We start from the raw sequence: 17,906 nt of genomic DNA, 5'->3' as shown, positions 1-17,906 counted from the left end.
ACCTAATCCCTCAACGCACACTCCACCACCTCCGCCCCCACCAACGTCCTCAATACCTGCGGATCAATACTGACCAGATACCCCCTGCGGCCCCCATTGATATAGATCCGCTCCAGCGCCAACACACCAGCCTCGACAAAAACCGGCATCCGCTTGCGCGTCCCGAACGGCGAGGTCCCGCCCACCAGATACCCGCTATGCCGCTGCGCCACCTCGGGCTTGCAGGGCTGCACGCTCTTGTGCCCGGTTTGCCGCGCCAGGTTCTTGGTCGACACCGAACAGTCGCCATGCATCAGCACAATCAGCGGCTGCGCACGCTCGTCTTCCATCACCAGCGTCTTGATCACCGCGTGCTCGTCCACGCCGAGCTGGCGGGCGGACTCCCCCGTGCCGCCGTGCTCGACGTAGTCATAGGCATGCTCGCCAAAGGCAACGCCATGCTGCTTGAGGAACTGGGTGGCCGGGGTTTCCGAAACGTGTTTGGTCTTGCTCATGATGGATGGCGGATCGCAATGACAGCGCGGGCAACCTAGCCGCGCGGATGGTGGTGCTGGTGCAGCTCGCGCAGGCGCTCGCGCGCCACGTGCGTGTAGATCTGCGTGGTGGAGATGTCGGCGTGCCCCAGCAGCAGCTGCACCACGCGCAGGTCCGCGCCGTGGTTGAGCAGGTGGGTGGCAAAGGCATGCCGCAAGGTGTGCGGTGACAGCGGCGCGTAGATCTCGGCTTCGCGCGCGTGGCGCTTGATCAGGTGCCAGAAGGCCTGGCGTGTCATGCCCTCGCCGCGCTGGGTGACGAACAACGCTTCGCAGGCACGCTCGCCCAACAGCGCTGGCCGGCCTTCGGCCAGGTAGCGGCGCAGCCAGTCGCCGGCTTCGGTGCCAAACGGCACCAGGCGCTCCTTGTTGCCCTTGCCGCCCACCACGCGCGCCACGCCCTCGTTCAGGCTGATCTCGATGGTCTTCATCTGCGTCAGCTCGGACACGCGCAGGCCGCTGGCGTACATCAGCTCCAGCATGGTGCGGTCGCGCAGGCCAAGCGGCGTGGCGGTGTCGGGTGTTTCCAGCAGCGCCTCGACCTGGGCTTCGGTCAGGGTCTTGGGAAAGCGCGGCGGCTGCTTGGCCGGGCGCAGCAGCAGGCAGGGATCGGCCGTGATCATGTGCTCGCGCAGCGCCCACTGGAAAAAGCGCTTGAACACTGTCAGCCGCCGGTTGGCGGACGAGGCGCGGGTTGCCAGGTGGCGTGAGGCGAAGTAGCCGTTGAGGGCGGTGTCGTCCACCGCCAGCAGCGCGCAGGTGCCCGAGGCATGCAGCCAGCGCGACAGCAGGGCCAGGTCGCGCCGGTAGGCGTCGATAGTGTTCTGCGCAAGGCCGTCTTCGAGCCACAGCGCGTCGCAGAAGCGGTCGACCAGGGCCAGGTCGCCGAGCAGGGCGGGGCTGTCCTCGGTGTCGATGGTGTCGATGGCGGCGTTGCCGTCTTCGTTGCCGTCTTCGATGGCGTCTTCGTTGTCGTCTTCGATGTCGTCGATATGGCCGCTGTCGCCGCCGTTGTCACCGTCGTCAATCTGCGCAATGTCGTTCATGCCAGCATCACCCCTTCATGGCGCAGCAGCCAGCGTTTGATGTCAAGGAAGAAGCCGTCGCCGTCATGGTTGGCAAAGCCGCCGATGCCGCTGGCGCCGACCACGCGATGGCAGGGAATCACCAGCGGGAAGAAATTCGCGCCGCACGCCTGCCCGACCGCGCGCGGCGCGCTGGCGATCTGCCGCGCCACCGCGCCATAGGTGGTGACCTTGCCACGCGGCACGTTCGAGATCGCTTGCCAGACCCGGCGCTGGAAGGCGCTGCCGACCGGCGCCAGCGGGATGTCGAAGCGTGCATCCGGATCGGCGTAGTAGGCCTCCAGTTGCCGCGCCAGGCGTTGCGTGACCGCGTTGGCCGGCGCGACGAGCCGCATGCTCGCGGGCAGGTAGACGATTTCGCGGACGAATTCGCCGTCGGTGCGCACGCCGATCTTGCCGAAAGGGGCTGGGAGGATGGCGTCGAAGATGGAGTCCATGGCAGGGGTGGGAAGCGCGAGCCTGGATTTTAGAGCATGGCGTCGGCGCCGGGATGCGCGGCGGCCCGTGGGGCGCATCGCCAAGGGCCATGCAACCGCTTGATTGGGGTTTCCCCTTCCTTGAGTTCTGGTCTGGCTTATTATTTAATTCAAACTGAATTAATTAATGCCGCAGCTAGACGCACCGCCGCCACCCGGTGCGCAACATGCTTCAAGCGGCACTCATAACAGCATTCGGAGACCACATGAACAGTGCCAAGGCCGGCCGCGGCGTGAATTCCGCCAGTTTGCGGCTGTACAACGAGCGCGCTCTGCTGCTGGCGCTGCGGCATGCCGGGGAAGCGTCCAAGGCGGATCTCGCCCGCATCGCGCAGCTCACCAACACGGCGGTGGGCAGCATCGTGCAGACGCTCACCGAGGATGGCCTGATCCATGTGGCCGGCCGCCGCCAGGACGGACAGCGCGGCCAGCCGGCCAGCCTGATCCGCCTGCAACCCAAGGGCGCGTTCGGCATCGGGGTCCGGCTGGACCGCGGCAGCATCGAGTGCGTGATGGTGGACTTTGGCGGCGAGATTCTCGCCAGCCGCGCCCACCAGATGGTCCTGCCTCACCCGGAGCAAGCGCTGGCGCTGGTGCGCGACGACGTGGCCGAACTGCGTGCGCTGCTCACGCCGGCCGAGCGCAAGCGCCTGCTTGGCATCGGCGTGGCCCAGCCTTACAACCTGGGCGCCTGGCTGCGCGAGCTGGACCTGCAGGACGAGGCATCGCAGGCCACCTTCCGCGCCTGGGATGCCGTGGACTTTGCCGCAGCGCTGTCGGATGCCACCGGCCTGCCGGTGTTTGGCGAGAACGACGGCACCGCTGCTGCCGTGGCCGAGCTGTTCTACGGTAGCCATCACGCGCAGAGCTTCCTCTATGTCTTCGTTGGCCCGGCCATCGGCGGCGGCGTCGCGCTCAATGGCGACTGCGTGCGCGGCGTGTCGGGCAATGCCGGCGACATCGGCATGATGCCGGTGCAGCCCAGCACCCTGGCCTCCGCGCCGCGCACCGGCAAGCGGCGCGACATCCTGCTGGCGCGCGCCTCGCTCAACGCGCTGACGCGCCACCTGCGCTACCACGGCGTGGCCATCGACGGCCACGCCGATCTGGAAGCGCAGGTGCGCGCCCGGCACCCGGCGGTGGCGCAGTGGCTGGACGACTGCATCGATGCGCTGGCGCCCGCCATGCAATCCGCGCTGGCGGTGCTCGACGTGCCGCTGATCATCCTTGACGCTGATATCGACGGTGGCCTGGTGCAGGCGCTGATCGAGCGCCTGCAAGGCGAGCTGGATGACGGCGCGCCCGAGGCCCGGCGAGCGCCACGCGTGGTGCGTGGCTGCTTTGGCGCCAACGCCGGCGCAGTCGGTGCCGCGTCGCTGCCGATGTTCATGAATTTCTCGCCGCGAGCCGACATGCTCAAAGGCGCATCCGCCATGATTCCGGAGGCCAACCATGCCATCGTCTGATCTGTCCGCTTCGACTATTTCGGCTGCCTTGTCCGATACTTCGGATGCGTCCGATATGTCCGATATGTCCGATACGTCCACCAAGGCGCCGCTGCTGGCGCTGCGCAATATCTGCAAGACCTTCCCCGGCGTGCGCGCGCTGCGCAAGGTCGAGCTCACGGCCTACGCCGGCGAGGTCCACGCCCTGATGGGCGAGAACGGCGCCGGCAAGTCGACGCTGATGAAGATCCTGTCCGGCGCCTATACCGCGGACCCCGGCGGCGAATGCCATATCGACGGGCAACGGGTGCAGATCGATGGGCCGCAATCGGCGCGCGACCTTGGCGTCGCGGTGATCTACCAGGAGCTCAGCCTGGCGCCCAACCTGAGCGTGGCCGAGAACATCTACCTGGGCCGCGCCCTGCAGCGGCGCGGGCTGGTGGCGCGCGGCGACATGGTGCGCGCCTGCGCGCCCACGCTGGCCAGGCTCGGCGCGGATTTCTCGCCCGCGGCGAACGTGGCGAGCCTGTCGATCGCGCAGCGCCAGCTGGTGGAAATCGCGCGGGCCGTGCACTTCGAGGCGCGCATCCTGGTGATGGACGAGCCCACCACGCCGCTGTCCACGCATGAGACGGATCGCCTGTTCGCGCTGATTCGCCAGTTGCGTGGCGAAGGCATGGCGATTCTCTATATCAGCCATCGCATGGCCGAGATCGACGAGCTGGCCGATCGCGTGACCGTGTTGCGCGACGGCTGCTTCGTTGGCACGCTGGACCGCGCGCACCTGTCGCAGGCGGCGCTGGTCAAGATGATGGTGGGGCGCGACCTGTCAGGCTTCTACACCAAGACGCACGGCCAGGCGGTCGAGCGTGAGGTGATGCTGTCCGTGCGCGACGTGGCCGATGGCCGGCGCGTCAAGGGCTGCAGCTTCGACCTGCGCGCCGGCGAGGTGCTGGGGCTGGCGGGCCTGGTCGGCGCGGGCCGCACGGAGCTGGCGCGGCTGGTGTTTGGCGCCGACGCGCGCACGCGCGGCGAGGTCCGCATTGCCAACCCGGCCGGCTCGGGCGGTCTGGTCACGCTGCCGGCCGGCGGCCCGCGCCAGGCCATCGATGCCGGCATCGCCTACCTGACCGAGGACCGCAAGCTGCAGGGCCTGTTCCTGGACCAGAGCGTGCATGAGAACATCAACCTGATCGTGGCCGCGCGCGACGCACTAGGCCTGGGCCGCCTGAACCGGACCGCCGCGCGCCGCCGCACGACCGAGGCCATCGACACGCTGGGCATCCGCGTGGCGCATGCGCAGGTCAACGTGGGCGCGCTGTCCGGCGGCAACCAGCAGAAGGTGATGCTGTCGCGGCTGCTGGAAATCCAGCCGCGCGTGCTGATCCTGGATGAGCCCACGCGTGGCGTGGACATCGGCGCCAAATCGGAGATCTACCGGCTGATCAACGCGCTGGCCCAGAGCGGCGTGGCGATCCTGATGATCTCCAGCGAGCTGCCCGAAGTGGTGGGCCTGTGCGACCGCGTGCTGGTCATGCGCGAGGGCACGCTGGCCGGCGAGGTGCGCCCCGCCGGCAGCGCGGCCGAAACTCAGGAACGCATCATTGCGCTGGCCACCGGCGCGGCGGCGGCGGCGCCCGCCTGGGTGGACGTGCCGTTGCCTGGCGCCGGCAACGCAACTGGCATCACGCTGCATTGAGACCCGGTGCAGCCTCTGCACCACCCGCACGAGACAACGATGATCGACACCGGCCTGCAGCGCCACGCAGCCGCCGGTGCAGGAGACAACCATGCATGAATCCATTACACGTCCCGCCGCTTCCACGGGCGCTGCGCTGCCCGCGGGCACCCTCGGCCGCCTCACCACGCAGGAACGCCTGCGCGCGCTTGGCATGCTGCCCGTGCTGGTGCTGCTATGCATCGGCTTCTCGGTGCTGACCGAGAACTTCGCCGGCTGGCAGAACCTGTCGATCATCGCGCAGCAAGCCTCCATCAACATGGTGCTGGCCGCGGGCATGACCTTCGTGATCCTGACCGGCGGCATCGATTTGTCGGTGGGCTCCATCTTGTCGATCTCGGCGGTGGTGGCGATGCTGGTGTCGCTGATGCCGCAGCTCGGCATGCTGAGCGTGCCCGCCGCGCTCTTGTGCGGCCTGCTGTTCGGCATCGTCAACGGCGCATTGGTCGCTTTCATGAAACTGCCGCCGTTCATCGTCACACTGGGCACGCTCACGGCGGTGCGCGGGCTGGCGCGGCTGGTCGGCAACGACAGCACGATCTACAACCCGGATATCGGCTTTGCCTTTATCGGCAACGGCGAAGTATTGGGCGTGCCCTGGCTGGTGATCATCGCCTTTGCCGTGGTGGCGGTGTCGTGGTTCGTGCTGCGCCGTACCGTGCTGGGCTTGCAGATCTACGCGGTGGGCGGCAATGCCGAGGCGGCGCGCCTGTCCGGCATCAAGGTGTGGGTTGTGCTGCTGTTCGTGTACGCGGTGTCCGGGCTGCTGGCGGGGCTGGGCGGCGTGATGTCCTCCGCGCGCCTGTACGCGGCCAACGGACTGCAGCTTGGCCAGTCGTACGAGCTCGATGCCATCGCCGCGGTCATCCTCGGCGGCACCAGCTTCGTGGGCGGCACCGGCTCCATCGTCGGCACGCTGGTCGGGGCGCTGATCATCGCGGTGCTGTCCAACGGGCTGGTGCTGCTGGGCGTGTCGGATATCTGGCAATACATCATCAAGGGCCTGGTGATCATTGGCGCGGTGGCGCTCGACAGCTATCGCCGCAAGGGTTCGGCGCGCACGTGAGGCGTGCGTGACCTGACCACTGGCAACCGGAGACATGATATGTTCAAGCAATACCTGGCGGCACTGGCAACGGCGGCATTGAGCCTGCTATGCACTGGCGCAGCCGCGCAGAGCGCGCCGGACGCCGCACCGGCGAGCGCAGCCGCGCAACGGCCGCTGAAGAAAGTCGGCGTCACGCTCGGCTCGCTCGGCAACCCCTACTTCGTCGCGCTGGCGCACGGCGCCGAAGCCGCCGCCAAGAAGATCAACCCGGATGCCAAGGTCACGGTGCTGTCCGCCGACTATGACCTCAACAAGCAGTTCTCGCATATCGATAGCTTTATCGTGTCGAAGGTGGACCTGATCCTGATCAACGCGGCCGACGCGCGCGCCATCGAACCCGCGGTCAGGAAGGCTCGCAAGGCCGGCATCGTGGTGGTGGCGGTGGACGTGGCGGCGGCGGGCGCCGACGCCACGGTGCAGACCGACAACACGCGGGCCGGCGAGCTGGCCTGCGCCTTCCTCGCCGGGCGGCTGGGCGGGCGCGGTAACCTCATCATCCAGAATGGCCCGCCGGTGTCTGCCGTGCTGGATCGCGTGAAGGGCTGCAAGATGGTGCTGGGCAAGCACCCCGGCATCCACGTGCTCTCCGATGACCAGGATGGCAAGGGCTCGCGCGAGGGCGGCCTCAATGTCATGCAGCTTTACCTGACCCGCTTCCCCAAGATCGACGCGGTCTTCACCATCAACGACCCGCAGGCTGTCGGCGCCGACCTGGCCGCGCGTCAGCTGAACCGCGGTGGCATCCTGATCGCGTCTGTCGACGGCGCGCCCGATATCGAGGCCGCGCTCAAGGCCAACACGCTGGTGCAGGCCTCGGCCAGCCAGGACCCGTGGGCCATCGCCCGCACCGCGGTGGAGATCGGCGTGGGGCTGATGCATGGCCAGGCGCCCGCAAACCGCACCGTGTTGCTGCCGCCCACACTGGTTACGCGAGCCAATGTGAACGAGTACAAGGGCTGGGCCGCGCCGCGCTAGCCGGGCAGCGGTCCGCGCTCAACCTGCAACCGAATCCCGCATATCCGACTAACCGACCAACCGACTGGTGAAACCATGCCAAACAATGCTGTAGGCGCAGTCCCCGAATTCGACTTTGTGCTGTTCGGCGGCACCGGCGACCTGGCTACGCGCAAACTGCTGCCGGCGCTGTTTGACGCGCACTGCGTCGGCTCGCTGCACCCGCGCGGGCGCATCCTCGCACTCGGCAGCCAGCCGCTCGGCCAGGACGCCTACCTGGCCATGCTGGAGTCCAAGGTGCGTCCCGCGCTGCCCGCCGCCGCCGCAGCCGAAGTCTGGCAGGCCTTTGTCGAACGCATCCTCTACCTGCAGGTGGACGCCAACGCGCCGGAGGGTTTCGACGCGCTCGCCGAGCTGGTTCGTGCCCGCGCCGCGCCGGTGGTGGTGTTCTACCTGGCCACCGGCCCGCAGCTGTTCGTGCCGATCTGCGAGCAATTGGCCCGCACCGGGCTCAACCATGCAGGCGTGCGCATCGTGCTGGAAAAGCCGCTGGGCCACGACCTGGCCTCGTCCGATGCCATCAACTCCGCAGTGGCGCAACATTTTGCCGAAGACCAGATCTACCGCATCGACCATTACCTGGGCAAGGAGTCGGTGCAGAACCTGATGGCGATGCGCTTTGGCAACGTACTGTTCGAGCCGCTGTGGCGGCGCGAATGGGTGCGCGATGTGCAGATCACCATCGCCGAGGAAATCGGCGTGGAAAAGCGCGGCGCATTCTACGACGGCATCGGCGCGCTGCGCGACATGGTGCAGAACCACCTGCTGCAACTGCTGTGCATGGTGGCGATGGAGCCGCCGGCCAGCTTGTCGGAGGACGCGATCCGCGACGAGAAGCTGAAGATCCTCAAGGCGCTCAAGCCCATCGAGTTGAACGAGGTCGCCGAAAAGGTGGTGCGCGGGCAATACTGCCGTGGCGCGGCGGCTGGCGACGCCGTGCCGGGCTATGTGAACGAGCCGGCCGTCGCGCCCGACAGCCAGACCGAGACCTTCGTCGCTATCAAGGCGGAGGTTGCCAACTGGCGCTGGGCCGGCGTGCCGTTCTACCTGCGCACCGGCAAGCGCATGCAGTCGCGCGTGGCCGAGATCGTGATCCAGTTCCGCGACGTACCGTACTCGCTGTTTCCGCGTCCGCTGGACCACGAGCCCGGCAACCGGCTGGTGATCACGCTGCAGCCGGAGGAGAGCATCCGCCTGCATTTCCTGGTCAAGCATCCCGGCGACACGCAGGCGCTGCAGCCTGCCACGCTGGACCTGCAACGCATGCTGCCGCGCGGCCAGGGCAATCGCAATGAGCGCAAGACCGGGGCTTACGAGCGTTTGCTGCTGGACGTGATCCGCGGGCGGCTCGGGCTGTTCGTGCGGCGCGACGAGCAGGCGCAAGCCTGGCGGTGGGTCGCGCCGATCCAGCAGGCCTGGGCGCAGAGCAATCTCGCGCCCAAGCTCTACACCGCCGGCACCTGGGGGCCGGCGGCGTCGAGCGCGCTGCCCTCGCGCGATGGCGCGGTGTGGCATGAAGAGCTGTGAGACGTCAGTGAGACGTCAGTGAGACGCGTTGTGAAGCCAGTCTGAAGCATGGCGCCGCGCCAGCAGTTGCCGGCGGCGGCGAGTACAGGAGTTGATTCGATGTCCACGATGTTCCCGGTGTCCCCGATGTCCCCGATGTCCGACGGGTCTCGTTCCCTGCCGACCTGGCAGCGGCTGCAAGCGCATGCGCAAACCATCCGCCATGCCCACCTGCGCGACTGGTTCGACGGCCAGCAGGGCGAAGCGCGTGGCGCCGGCTTCGTGGCCGAGGCGGCCGGCCTGACACTGGACTACGCCAAGAACCGCGTCACCGACACCACCATGGCGCTGCTCTTCGCGCTGGCCGACGAGGCCGGCGTGAGCGCGCGGCGCGATGCCATGTACCGCGGCGAAGCAGTCAACACCACCGAGCGCCGCGCCGCGCTGCATATGGCGCTGCGCGCGTGGCCGGAGGACGGCTTTCACGCGCAGGGCGTGGCGGTGGCTGGCGACGTGGCCGCGGTGCTCGCGCAGATGGAGCGTTTTGCCTACGCGGTGCGCGGCGGCACGTGGCGCGGCTGGAACGGCCGCCGGATCACCGACGTGATCAATATCGGCATCGGCGGCTCGGACCTCGGCCCGCGCATGGTCTGCCGCGCGCTCGCGCACCTGGACACCGAAGGGCCGCGCCTGCATTTTGTCGCCAATGTGGATGGCAGCGATCTTGCCGCCGTGCTCGCGCGGCTGGACGCCGCCAGCACGCTGGTGGTGGTTTGCTCCAAGACCTTCACCACGCTGGAGACCATGGCCAACGCCCACACTGCGCGCACCTGGTTCCTGCGCCACGGCGTGCCGCAGGCACAGTTGGCCAGCCACTTCGTCGCGGTCTCCACCAACCGGCAGGCGGTGGCCGCGTTCGGCATCGACCCCGCCAACATGTTCCCGTTCTGGGACTGGGTGGGCGGGCGTTTTTCGCTGTGGTCCGCGGTGGGGTTGTCGATTGCGCTGGCAGTTGGTTTTGCGCGTTTTCGCCAATTGCTCGACGGCGCCCGCGCCATGGACCGGCATTTCGCCGAGGCCGACGCGCCGCAGAACATGCCGATGATCCTCGGCCTGCTCGACGTGTGGTATCGCAGCTTCCTGGGCACCGGCAGCCGCTGCGTGGCGCCGTACTGCGAGCCGCTCGAACTGCTGCCGGCCTTCTTGCAGCAGCTCGAGATGGAGAGCAACGGCAAGTCCGTGCAGCTCGACGGTGCCGCCGCCGCGCAAGGCACCGCGCCGGTGGTGTGGGGCACCACCGGCACCAACGGACAGCACGCCTACTTCCAGATGGTGCACCAGGGCTCGCACTGGATGCCGGTGGATTTCATCGCCGCGCTGGAGCCGGTGCACCCGATGCCGGGCCACCACGGCAAGCTGCTCGCCAACTGCTTTGCGCAAGGCGAGGCGTTGCTGCGCGGGCGCACCGCGCAAGAGGTCAGGGCGCTCGGCGTGCAGGACGAAGCGCTGGTGCCGCACATGGTGTTCGAGGGCAACCGGCCCAGCAACACGCTGTTGCTGCAGCGGCTCGATCCGTATCACCTGGGCGCATTGATCGCGCTCTCGGAGCACCGCACCTTCGTGCAAGGCGTGCTGTGGAATATCAACTCGTTCGACCAGTGGGGCGTGGAGCTTGGCAAGCAGCTTGCCGCGCCGATCGCCTGCGAGCTCGACGGCGGGCCGGCGCGCCCGCATGATGCTTCCACCGCCGGCCTGATCCGGCGCGCATTGGCCGCTGCATCGGCCTGGCAAGGCTGATGCGCGCCAGCGCACGCAGATGGAAATACGAGAAAGAGGATGCAATGACAACGACATCATGGCCAGCCTACGTCGTCTTCGGCGAGGCATTGACCGATATGGTCCACCAGGGCGGGCAGGACTGGCTCGGCCTGCCCGGCGGCTCGTGCTGGAACGTGGCCCGCGTGGGCGCGCGGCTGGGCGTGCCGACCGCCTTTGCCGGCGCGATCAGCGCCGACACCCTGGGCGACCAGCTAGCCGAGGCCAGTGCCGAGGCTGGCCTGGACCTGCGTTTCCTGCAGCGCGTGGAGCGCTCGCCGTTGCTGGCGTTTGTCGGCGCGCAGCACCCACCGCAGTACTTCTTCGTCGGTGACGACAGCGCCGATCTCTACTTCGACCCCGAGCGCTTGCCGCCGGGCTGGCGCCAGGCGGCGCGCACCGTGCACTTCGGCTCGCTCAGCCTCGCGCGCCAGCCGCTCGCCGCGCGCCTGTGCACGGAAGCCACGCAGGCCAGGGCCGCGGGCAAGCGCATTGCCTTCGATCCCAACTTCCGCACGCCCATGCGCGCACCGGAGTATCAGGCCGTCTTTGCGCATATGGCTGGCCTGGCGGACTACATCAAGGTATCGGACGAAGACCTGCGCGGCCTGTACCCGGCGCTGGACGAACACGCCGCGCTCGCCGCGCTCAGGGCGCTGGCGCCGCAAGCGCGCGTGCTGCTGACGCGCGGCGCGGATGGCATGACGCTGTTGCATGGGGATGGTGCTTGCGAGCAGCCGGTTTTCGCCGTCGATGTGGTGGATACCGTCGGCTGCGGCGACGCCGCCATGGGCGGATGGATGGCGGGATTGCTGCTGGACCCCGAGGCGACGCTGGCGCGGCAGGCGCGATGGGCTGCCGCTACCGCGGCGGTGGCGGCCACGCGTGCAGGGGCGTATTCGCCGACGGTGGCCGAGGTGAGCGTGCTGCTGGGTGAGGCGGCGGTCCTGGCCTGACAAAGCCGGATCCGCGTTGCCGTGCTGTCTCTCCCGCGCCCCCTGAGGGGAGAGGGAGAGACAGCCGTCGTCGTGGCGCACGGCTTTGGCCTGTTTGACGGCTTTGGCCCGCTCGACGGCTTCGGCTAGTGGCGCCGGTTTGACACCAGCATCACTGCTCCAGCTTGATGTTCTGCACCTTCACCAGCGTCTTCATCTTCTCGAATTCCTTCTTGATCTCCGCCGCATGCTCTGCCGGGGTGTTGCCCGAAGGTTCCGCGCCGGCAGTGCGCAGGCGCTGCTGGAAGTCCTTGTCCTGCAGCGCCTTGACCGCGGCTTCGTTCAGCTTCTTGATGACTTCGTCGGGCGTGCCGGCCGGGGCCACCAGGCCGTACCAGGCCGGGTCGTTCGGCTCCTTCAGGCCGAGTTCGCCGAAGGTCGGCACGTTCGGCAGGGAGTCGATGCGCTTGTTCCATGCCACCACGATCGGGCGCAGCTTGCCGGCCTTGATGTAGGGCATCGAGGAGGGCAGGTTGTCGACCATGATCGGCACCTGGCCGGCCAGCACGTCGTTCAGCGCCGGGCCCGCGCCGCGGTAGGGGATATGGACCATGAAGGTCTTGGTCGAGACCTTGAACTGCTCGCCCAGCATGTGGCCGAAGGCGCAGGTGCCGGAGGTCGCGTACGAATACTTGCCCGGGTTGGCCTTGAGCACCGCCAGGAACTCCTTGTAGTCCTTGGCCGGGAAGTTCGGGTTGACCGCGATGACGTTGGCCACGTTGGCCAGGTTGGTGACGGGCTTGAAGTCCTTGATCGGGTCGTACGACAGCTTGGGATTGCAGGCCGGGTTGACGGCCATGGTGGAGACCGTGGAGATGCCGATGGTGTAGCCGTCGGGCGCAGCCTTGGCGATGGCGTCGGCGCCGATCGAGCCGCCCCCGCCGGCGCGGTTTTCGACCACCACGGGCTGGCCCAGGATGCGGCTCATCTGGTCGGCCGCGCCACGGCCCACGATGTCCGTCGTGCCGCCGGGCGCAAACGGGATGATCAGCCGGATCGGCTTGGTCGGGAAGCTTTGCGCCTGCGCCGCGCAGGCTGCTGCTGCCAGGCCAAGGGCCAGGGCGATTTTGCTGGTTTGCATGAGATCGTGTCTCCCGTCAAAGGACCGGGCGGGGATATCCGCCCAAGGTAAAGAACGCCGGCGACGCATCCGCGGTGGCGGGGCTTTGAAGCCGGCGGCGTGAGTTCTGGCGGGCGAGCCTGGAGGCCGCCCGGGGGCTAACCGCCCAGGAGCCCGCGCTTGAGATCCCGGTCGACCGGATGGTCGCCAAGGAAGATGCGCAGCACGGCCTGGTAGAAATCTTCGCCCGGGATCGGCTTGCCGCGCGGCGTGCCGTTGATGGCGACCACGGTGCCGCCATCGGGCGAAAAGTCAAAATTGATCACATCGCCCTTGCGAGCGGTGCCCATCTGCTCCATGGTCTGGCGCAGCTGGAGCAGGCGCTCGGACAGCCTCTGGAACTGGACCTCGCTGTGGTTTTCGCGGATTCCTTCGTTCAGCGCCTTGATAAAGGCATCGGATGGCACCTCGCGCAACGGCCGGATCTGCAGGCGCTTGGGACCGTGGGCGCCCAGCACCACGGTCGCGTTGCGCGCCTTCTCCGGCAGGTAAAGGGCGGCCACATAGCCCTTGATGATGAACATCGAGCGCAGGCCGGTGCCGTTGAGCTGCAGTTCCTTGCCGCCGACCCGTGTGGCGTCGTCGATCCGCATGCCCTCGATTTCGTTGGCGCGCGCGGGCTCCGGCGCCATGGCCAGGGCGGCGCCCACGCAGAGGGTGAGCGCCAGCAGGCCTGCGCGGCGGACGAGCGGTTCGCACGCGAACGGGGTACGACGGGAAAACATAAAGGCTGGACGGTACGACGGAACGTGCCATAGTCCACGATTTCTGAAACAATACCAATCGGTATCTGCCCTAGGCTGCACTTGGCGTGCGCGGCGGCCATCACAATAACTAGAACGAACCGATGTCTTCTGCTCTCCTGTTGGTGCCGGATTTCAGCCTGATCCTGATCGGCTGGCTGCTGGTGCGCTATTCCCCGTTCGACCGCGCGTTCTGGGCTGGGGTGGAGCGCCTGGTGTACTTCGTGCTTTTCCCCGCGCTACTGTTGCAGTCCACCAACAGCGCCAGATTCGATTTTTCCTCCACGTCGGCCATGCTCGGCCTGGCGTTGTTGACCACCGCCTTCGGCATGGTGGGCGGCTATGCCGTCAAATGGACGATGCGGCTGGCGCCGCTCGATTTCGCCTCCGGCCTGCAGACCGCATTCCGCTTCAATTCCTATATCGGGCTGGCGCTGGCCTCGCGCCTGGGCGGCAGCGAGGGCCTGGCCATGATGGCGGTGATCGTCGGCTGCACGGTGCCGCTGTGCAATGTGGCCGCGGTATGGGCGCTGGCCCGTCACGGCGAGACCCGCCTGTGGCGCGAGCTGGCGCGCAACCCGCTGATCCTCGCTACCGCAGGGGGCTTGCTGACCAACCTGGCGGGCCTGCACCCGCCCGAGGTGGTGGGCATGACGCTGGCCCGGCTGGGCTCCGCATCCACCGCGCTGGGGCTGATGACAGTTGGCGCGGGCCTGCAGATGAGCGGGGTGACGGGGGCGGTCGGGCCGGTGGCGTGGTGGAGCGGCGTCAAGCTGGTGGCCATGCCCTGCTTTGCCTGGGCGGTGGGGCGCTTGCTGCCGCTGACCGAGCTGCAGTCGCAGATCGTGGTGCTGTTCGCCTCGCTGCCGACCGCGTCGAGCGCCTATATCCTGGCCGTGCGCATGGGCGGCAACGGGCCGATGGTGGCGGCGACGATCTCGGTGATGACCGTGGCGGCCATCGTCACCACGCCGTTCTGGCTGTCGCTCGTCAGTTAGCGGGCGCCTGGGCCAGCGCCCAGTCGATATGCTCGCGCACCAGCGGGCTGGCCTCGGCCTGGCGCGCGCCGAGCGCCGCGCGGATGCGCGTGGCCAGCGCCGTGTCGCCGCTGGCGACGGCCGCGCGCAGGCTGTTGCCCAGCCCTACCGCCAGGTTGCGCAGCCAGCGTTCATGGCCGATGCGGCGGATCGGGCTGCCTTCCAGCCGCTGGTTGAATTGCGCCTGCGTCCAGCCGAACAGCTCGGCCATGTCGGGCGCGTCCAAGCCATTGCGCACGTCGAAGTCCGGCAACGTGGCACGGTGGGCGAACTTGTTCCACGGGCAAGCCAGCTGGCAGTCGTCGCAGCCGTACACGCGGTTGCCCATTGGCGCGCGCAGTGCCTCGGGGATGGCGCCCTTGTGCTCGATGGTCAGGTAGGAGATGCAGCGGCGCGCGTCGATCCGGTAGGGCTCCAGGATGGCCTGGGTCGGGCAGATATCGATGCAGCGGCGGCAATTGCCGCAGTGGCCGGGTTCCGGCGCGTCGGCGGGGAAGGGCACATCGACCAGGATCTCGCCGAGGAAGAACATCGAGCCGCCATCGCGGTCGAGCAGCAGCGTGTGCTTGCCGCGCCAGCCCAGCCCGCCCTGCGCGGCCAGCGCCACCTCCATCACCGGCGCCGAGTCTGTGAAGACACGATAGCCGAACGGGCCGATGGCGGCTTCGATGTGGCTGGCGAGCTGCTGCAGGCGGTTGCGCAGCACCTTGTGATAATCGCGGCCCCGCGCGTAGAGCGAGACCACGGCGGTGGCGGGGTCGTCGAGCCGGGCGAGTTCATGGGCGCGCCAGTCGTGCGGGCCCGCGGCGCTCAGGTACGGCATGCGTGCCACGATGGCGCGCACCGTGCCCGGCACGAGTTCGGCGGGACGGGCGCGCCGCAAGCCGTGGTTCGCCATATAATCCATGTCGCCGTGGTAGCCCTGCGCCAGCCACGCCAACAATCCTGCTTCAGCCCGGCTCAGATCCACGTCGGCAATGCTGAGCGCATCGAAGCCGAGCTCCGTGCCCCAGGCCCGGATCGAGCCCACCAGCGCCTCCAGCCCGGCGGCGTCCGTGCCTGCATGCACAACGGACGACGCCAAGGGCGGCGCAAGGCCAGGCGCCGCCCCGTGGGCGGCGCTGCTGGCAGGAGGGGGCGAGGCGGTTGGCGCCTGGGCTGCTCGGTCGATCATTCCCGAATTGTACGCAATGCCCCTGCTCCAAGAACGCACACTCAACCTGCCCGACGAAGCGGCCACCGCCCGGCTGGGCGCGGCGCTGGCCGAGGCCGTGCGCAACCTGCCGCCCCAGGCCGTGCACCTGCAGCTCTCGGGCGACCTTGGCGCCGGCAAGACCACGCTGTCGCGCGCCATCCTGCGCGCGCTAGGCCACGCGGGCAAGGTGCGCAGCCCCACCTACACGCTTTGCGAGCCGTATTCGGTCACGCGTGCCGATGGCTCGCCGCTGACCGCCTACCACTTCGACTTGTACCGATTCGCCGATCCGGAGGAATGGGTCGACGCCGGTTTTCGTGATTGTTTTGCCGAACCGGCCGTGAGCCTGGTGGAGTGGCCGGAGAAAGCCGGGCGCTTGCTTGGGGAACCGGACCTGCACTTGTTGCTCCAATCGGACATCAGCGACGCCGACGACGCGGCCGAACGCCGTATCGTCACGCTTCGTGCCTATACTCAGACTGGACTTATCCTGCTTTGCGCATGCTGATCAAGCGACTCGCCACCGACCGACCCGACGATATCCAGCTGGCCCGCCGCAAATGGCTGGCGCAGTGCCTCAAGGCCGGCGCCGGCAGCGTGGTGCTCACGCTGGCCGGGCCACAGATCGCCTTTGGCGCCGGCATCGTGGCGGTGCGGGTCTGGCCCGCCGAGGAATACACCCGCGTGACCATCGAATCCGATGAGCCGCTAGCCGCCGTCCACCAGATGATCCACGGCCCCGACCGGCTGGTGGTGGACATCGATGGCCTCGATCTCTCGCCCACCCTGCGCGAGCTGGTGGCCAAGATCACCTCCAACGATCCCTACATCCAGACCGTGCGCGTGGGCCAGAACCGGCCGCGCGTGGTGCGGCTGGTGTTCGACCTGAAGGAAAACGTCTCGCCGCAGGTGTTTACGCTGGCGCCGATTGGCAGTTACCGCAACCGCCTGGTGTTTGACCTGTATCCCGTCAACCCGCCGGATCCGTTGTGGACGCTGGTGCGCGACACCGAGGACAAGCAGCGCAGGTTTGCCGCTACGCAGCCCCCGGCCGGCGCGGACGGCGTGTCCGGCGCGCCTGCCTCCGGCGAGGAAGATGCCATCGGCGCACTGGTGCGCAAGTTCGAGGGCAAGGGCGCCAACCCGGTGCCGGCCCTGCCGCCGATGGCAGCCGTCAAGCCCAGGCCGCCGGCGCCTTCCTCACCAGCGCTGCCATCGGCACCGCCGCTGGCGCAGAACAGCCCGCCTGCGGCCCTGCCTGCCAACAACCCGCCGGCGGACCGCTCCTTCAAGATGCGCCGCCTGCTGACCGTCGCGATCGATCCCGGCCATGGCGGTGAGGATCCGGGCGCCACCGGCGCGTCCGGCTCGCGCGAGAAAGACGTGGTGCTGCAGATCGCGCAGCGGCTGCGCGCCAAGATCGACTCCCAGCCCAATATGCGCGCCATGATGACGCGCGACGCGGACTTCTTCGTGCCGCTCAACGTACGCGTGCAGAAGGCGCGCCGGGTGCAGGCCGACCTGTTCGTGTCCATCCACGCCGATGCCTTCCTCTCGCCGGAAGCCAAGGGCGCCTCGGTGTTCGCCTTGTCCGAGCGCGGCGCGTCCAGCACCGCCGCGCGCTGGATGGCCAACAAGGAGAACGCCTCCGACCTGATCGGTGGCGCCAACATGGGCAACAAGGATGCGCAGGTGGCGCGGGTGCTGCTGGACTTGTCCACGACCGCGCAGATCAACGACAGCTTGCAGGTGGGCAAGGCTGTGCTGGCTGAGATCGGCGGCGTCAACCGGCTGCACAAGGGCAGCGTGGAGCAGGCGGGCTTTGCCGTGCTGAAGGCGCCGGATATCCCGTCGATCCTGGTCGAGACCGCTTTCATCAGCAATCCCGAGGAAGAGCGCAAGCTCAACGACGAGAGCCACCAGGAGCAACTGGCCAACGCCATCCTGCGTGGCATCAAGAACTACTTCGCGCGCAATCCGCCGCTGGCGAAGAATCCGTCGGTGTAAGAGGCGGCGCCTGAAAACAAAACGGCCGGCAACATCGTTGCCGGCCGTTTGCCGTTTGCCGTTTGCCGTTTGGCGTTTGCCGTTTGGCG

16 protein-coding genes are annotated in these 17,906 nt (G+C 68.1%); 10 read left to right on the top strand and 6 right to left on the bottom strand.

Translation table 11 applies throughout. The features are described 5' to 3' along the window. Window positions 1-2 precede the first annotated feature (2 nt). The 3 genes from AC1RWI_RS34940 to AC1RWI_RS34930 are packed head-to-tail and all read right to left on the bottom strand — an operon-like array spanning window position 3 to window position 2,055. On the bottom strand, window positions 3-494 hold the full coding sequence (locus tag AC1RWI_RS34940) for an aminoacyl-tRNA deacylase (RefSeq protein ID WP_043344004.1): 492 nt from the start codon (window positions 492-494) through the stop codon (window positions 3-5). Between the two features lie 35 nt (window positions 495-529). Continuing rightward, complete coding sequence (gene xerD, locus AC1RWI_RS34935) at window positions 530-1,579, bottom strand: site-specific tyrosine recombinase XerD (RefSeq protein WP_236701967.1); 1,050 nt, start codon at window positions 1,577-1,579, stop codon at window positions 530-532. Next, complete coding sequence (locus tag AC1RWI_RS34930; protein WP_043344007.1) at window positions 1,576-2,055, bottom strand: methylated-DNA--[protein]-cysteine S-methyltransferase; 480 nt, start codon at window positions 2,053-2,055, stop codon at window positions 1,576-1,578. The genes xerD and AC1RWI_RS34930 overlap by 4 nt, the downstream gene beginning before the upstream one ends. Before the next feature lie 245 nt (window positions 2,056-2,300). On the opposite strand from AC1RWI_RS34930, the gene AC1RWI_RS34925 reads away from it, so the two are divergent. From AC1RWI_RS34925 to AC1RWI_RS34895, 7 genes are all read left to right on the top strand, one after another. Then, window positions 2,301-3,560 (top strand): ROK family transcriptional regulator, encoded by a 1,260-nt coding sequence (locus AC1RWI_RS34925; protein ID WP_043344009.1) that lies wholly within the window; start codon window positions 2,301-2,303, stop codon window positions 3,558-3,560. Between the two features lie 64 nt (window positions 3,561-3,624). Further along, window positions 3,625-5,238, top strand: coding sequence for a sugar ABC transporter ATP-binding protein (locus tag AC1RWI_RS34920; protein WP_043351291.1), 1,614 nt, complete (start codon window positions 3,625-3,627; stop codon window positions 5,236-5,238). A 91-nt stretch (window positions 5,239-5,329) separates the two neighbouring features. Then, on the top strand, window positions 5,330-6,343 hold the full coding sequence (locus AC1RWI_RS34915) for an ABC transporter permease subunit (protein WP_492870591.1): 1,014 nt from the start codon (window positions 5,330-5,332) through the stop codon (window positions 6,341-6,343). A gap of 39 nt (window positions 6,344-6,382) precedes the next feature. Beyond that, on the top strand, window positions 6,383-7,360 hold the full coding sequence (locus AC1RWI_RS34910; protein WP_043344012.1) for an ABC transporter substrate-binding protein: 978 nt from the start codon (window positions 6,383-6,385) through the stop codon (window positions 7,358-7,360). A 75-nt stretch (window positions 7,361-7,435) separates the two neighbouring features. Next, window positions 7,436-8,926: a glucose-6-phosphate dehydrogenase gene (zwf, locus tag AC1RWI_RS34905; protein ID WP_492870590.1), complete on the top strand. Its 1,491-nt coding sequence runs from the start codon at window positions 7,436-7,438 to the stop codon at window positions 8,924-8,926. A gap of 99 nt (window positions 8,927-9,025) precedes the next feature. Continuing rightward, window positions 9,026-10,702 (top strand): glucose-6-phosphate isomerase, encoded by a 1,677-nt coding sequence (gene pgi / locus AC1RWI_RS34900; protein WP_492870589.1) that lies wholly within the window; start codon window positions 9,026-9,028, stop codon window positions 10,700-10,702. Window positions 10,703-10,746: 44 nt separating this feature from the next. Beyond that, window positions 10,747-11,676 (top strand): carbohydrate kinase family protein, encoded by a 930-nt coding sequence (locus AC1RWI_RS34895; RefSeq protein WP_043351296.1) that lies wholly within the window; start codon window positions 10,747-10,749, stop codon window positions 11,674-11,676. 151 nt (window positions 11,677-11,827) lie between these two features. Here AC1RWI_RS34895 and AC1RWI_RS34890 read toward each other — a convergent pair whose 3' ends face one another. Next, window positions 11,828-12,796: a tripartite tricarboxylate transporter substrate binding protein BugE gene (locus AC1RWI_RS34890; RefSeq protein WP_043344018.1), complete on the bottom strand. Its 969-nt coding sequence runs from the start codon at window positions 12,794-12,796 to the stop codon at window positions 11,828-11,830. Window positions 12,797-12,933: 137 nt separating this feature from the next. Continuing rightward, window positions 12,934-13,560, bottom strand: a complete 627-nt coding sequence (locus AC1RWI_RS34885) for a chalcone isomerase family protein (RefSeq protein ID WP_419188871.1) — start codon at window positions 13,558-13,560, stop codon at window positions 12,934-12,936. A gap of 122 nt (window positions 13,561-13,682) precedes the next feature. On the opposite strand from AC1RWI_RS34885, the gene AC1RWI_RS34880 reads away from it, so the two are divergent. After that, window positions 13,683-14,576, top strand: a complete 894-nt coding sequence (locus tag AC1RWI_RS34880) for an AEC family transporter (protein ID WP_043344021.1) — start codon at window positions 13,683-13,685, stop codon at window positions 14,574-14,576. Here AC1RWI_RS34880 and queG read toward each other — a convergent pair. After that, complete coding sequence (gene queG, locus AC1RWI_RS34875) at window positions 14,569-15,789, bottom strand: tRNA epoxyqueuosine(34) reductase QueG (protein ID WP_492870588.1); 1,221 nt, start codon at window positions 15,787-15,789, stop codon at window positions 14,569-14,571. The two genes, AC1RWI_RS34880 and queG, sit on opposite strands and share 8 nt — an antisense overlap. A 16-nt stretch (window positions 15,790-15,805) precedes the next feature. On the opposite strand from queG, the gene tsaE reads away from it, so the two are divergent. Continuing rightward, on the top strand, window positions 15,806-16,318 hold the full coding sequence (gene tsaE / locus AC1RWI_RS34870; protein WP_043344026.1) for a tRNA (adenosine(37)-N6)-threonylcarbamoyltransferase complex ATPase subunit type 1 TsaE: 513 nt from the start codon (window positions 15,806-15,808) through the stop codon (window positions 16,316-16,318). Beyond that, window positions 16,312-17,817, top strand: coding sequence for an N-acetylmuramoyl-L-alanine amidase (locus tag AC1RWI_RS34865; protein WP_043344027.1), 1,506 nt, complete (start codon window positions 16,312-16,314; stop codon window positions 17,815-17,817). Before tsaE ends, AC1RWI_RS34865 begins: the two co-directional genes overlap by 7 nt. Window positions 17,818-17,906 lie beyond the last annotated feature (89 nt).

This window comes from Cupriavidus sp. MPR-AND1C (assembly GCF_058809705.1).
The sequence above is the reverse complement of the archived record's forward strand: the minus strand, read 5'-3'. Positions and strand labels throughout refer to the sequence as shown.

Bases quoted from the DNA above. Each gene is read 5' to 3' on its own strand.
- AC1RWI_RS34940 (WP_043344004.1), bottom strand. From the start codon at position 494: ATGAGCAAGACCAAACACGTTTCGGAAACCCCGGCCACCCAGTTCCTC.
- xerD (WP_236701967.1), bottom strand. From the start codon at position 1,579: ATGAACGACATTGCGCAGATTGACGACGGTGACAACGGCGGCGACAGC.
- AC1RWI_RS34930 (WP_043344007.1), bottom strand. From the start codon at position 2,055: ATGGACTCCATCTTCGACGCCATCCTCCCAGCCCCTTTCGGCAAGATC.
- AC1RWI_RS34925 (WP_043344009.1), top strand. From the start codon at position 2,301: ATGAACAGTGCCAAGGCCGGCCGCGGCGTGAATTCCGCCAGTTTGCGG.
- AC1RWI_RS34920 (WP_043351291.1), top strand. From the start codon at position 3,625: ATGTCCGATACGTCCACCAAGGCGCCGCTGCTGGCGCTGCGCAATATC.
- AC1RWI_RS34915 (WP_492870591.1), top strand. From the start codon at position 5,330: ATGCATGAATCCATTACACGTCCCGCCGCTTCCACGGGCGCTGCGCTG.
- AC1RWI_RS34910 (WP_043344012.1), top strand. From the start codon at position 6,383: ATGTTCAAGCAATACCTGGCGGCACTGGCAACGGCGGCATTGAGCCTG.
- zwf (WP_492870590.1), top strand. From the start codon at position 7,436: ATGCCAAACAATGCTGTAGGCGCAGTCCCCGAATTCGACTTTGTGCTG.
- pgi (WP_492870589.1), top strand. From the start codon at position 9,026: ATGTCCACGATGTTCCCGGTGTCCCCGATGTCCCCGATGTCCGACGGG.
- AC1RWI_RS34895 (WP_043351296.1), top strand. From the start codon at position 10,747: ATGACAACGACATCATGGCCAGCCTACGTCGTCTTCGGCGAGGCATTG.
- AC1RWI_RS34890 (WP_043344018.1), bottom strand. From the start codon at position 12,796: ATGCAAACCAGCAAAATCGCCCTGGCCCTTGGCCTGGCAGCAGCAGCC.
- AC1RWI_RS34885 (WP_419188871.1), bottom strand. From the start codon at position 13,560: ATGTTTTCCCGTCGTACCCCGTTCGCGTGCGAACCGCTCGTCCGCCGC.
- AC1RWI_RS34880 (WP_043344021.1), top strand. From the start codon at position 13,683: ATGTCTTCTGCTCTCCTGTTGGTGCCGGATTTCAGCCTGATCCTGATC.
- queG (WP_492870588.1), bottom strand. From the start codon at position 15,789: ATGATCGACCGAGCAGCCCAGGCGCCAACCGCCTCGCCCCCTCCTGCC.
- tsaE (WP_043344026.1), top strand. From the start codon at position 15,806: ATGCCCCTGCTCCAAGAACGCACACTCAACCTGCCCGACGAAGCGGCC.
- AC1RWI_RS34865 (WP_043344027.1), top strand. From the start codon at position 16,312: ATGCTGATCAAGCGACTCGCCACCGACCGACCCGACGATATCCAGCTG.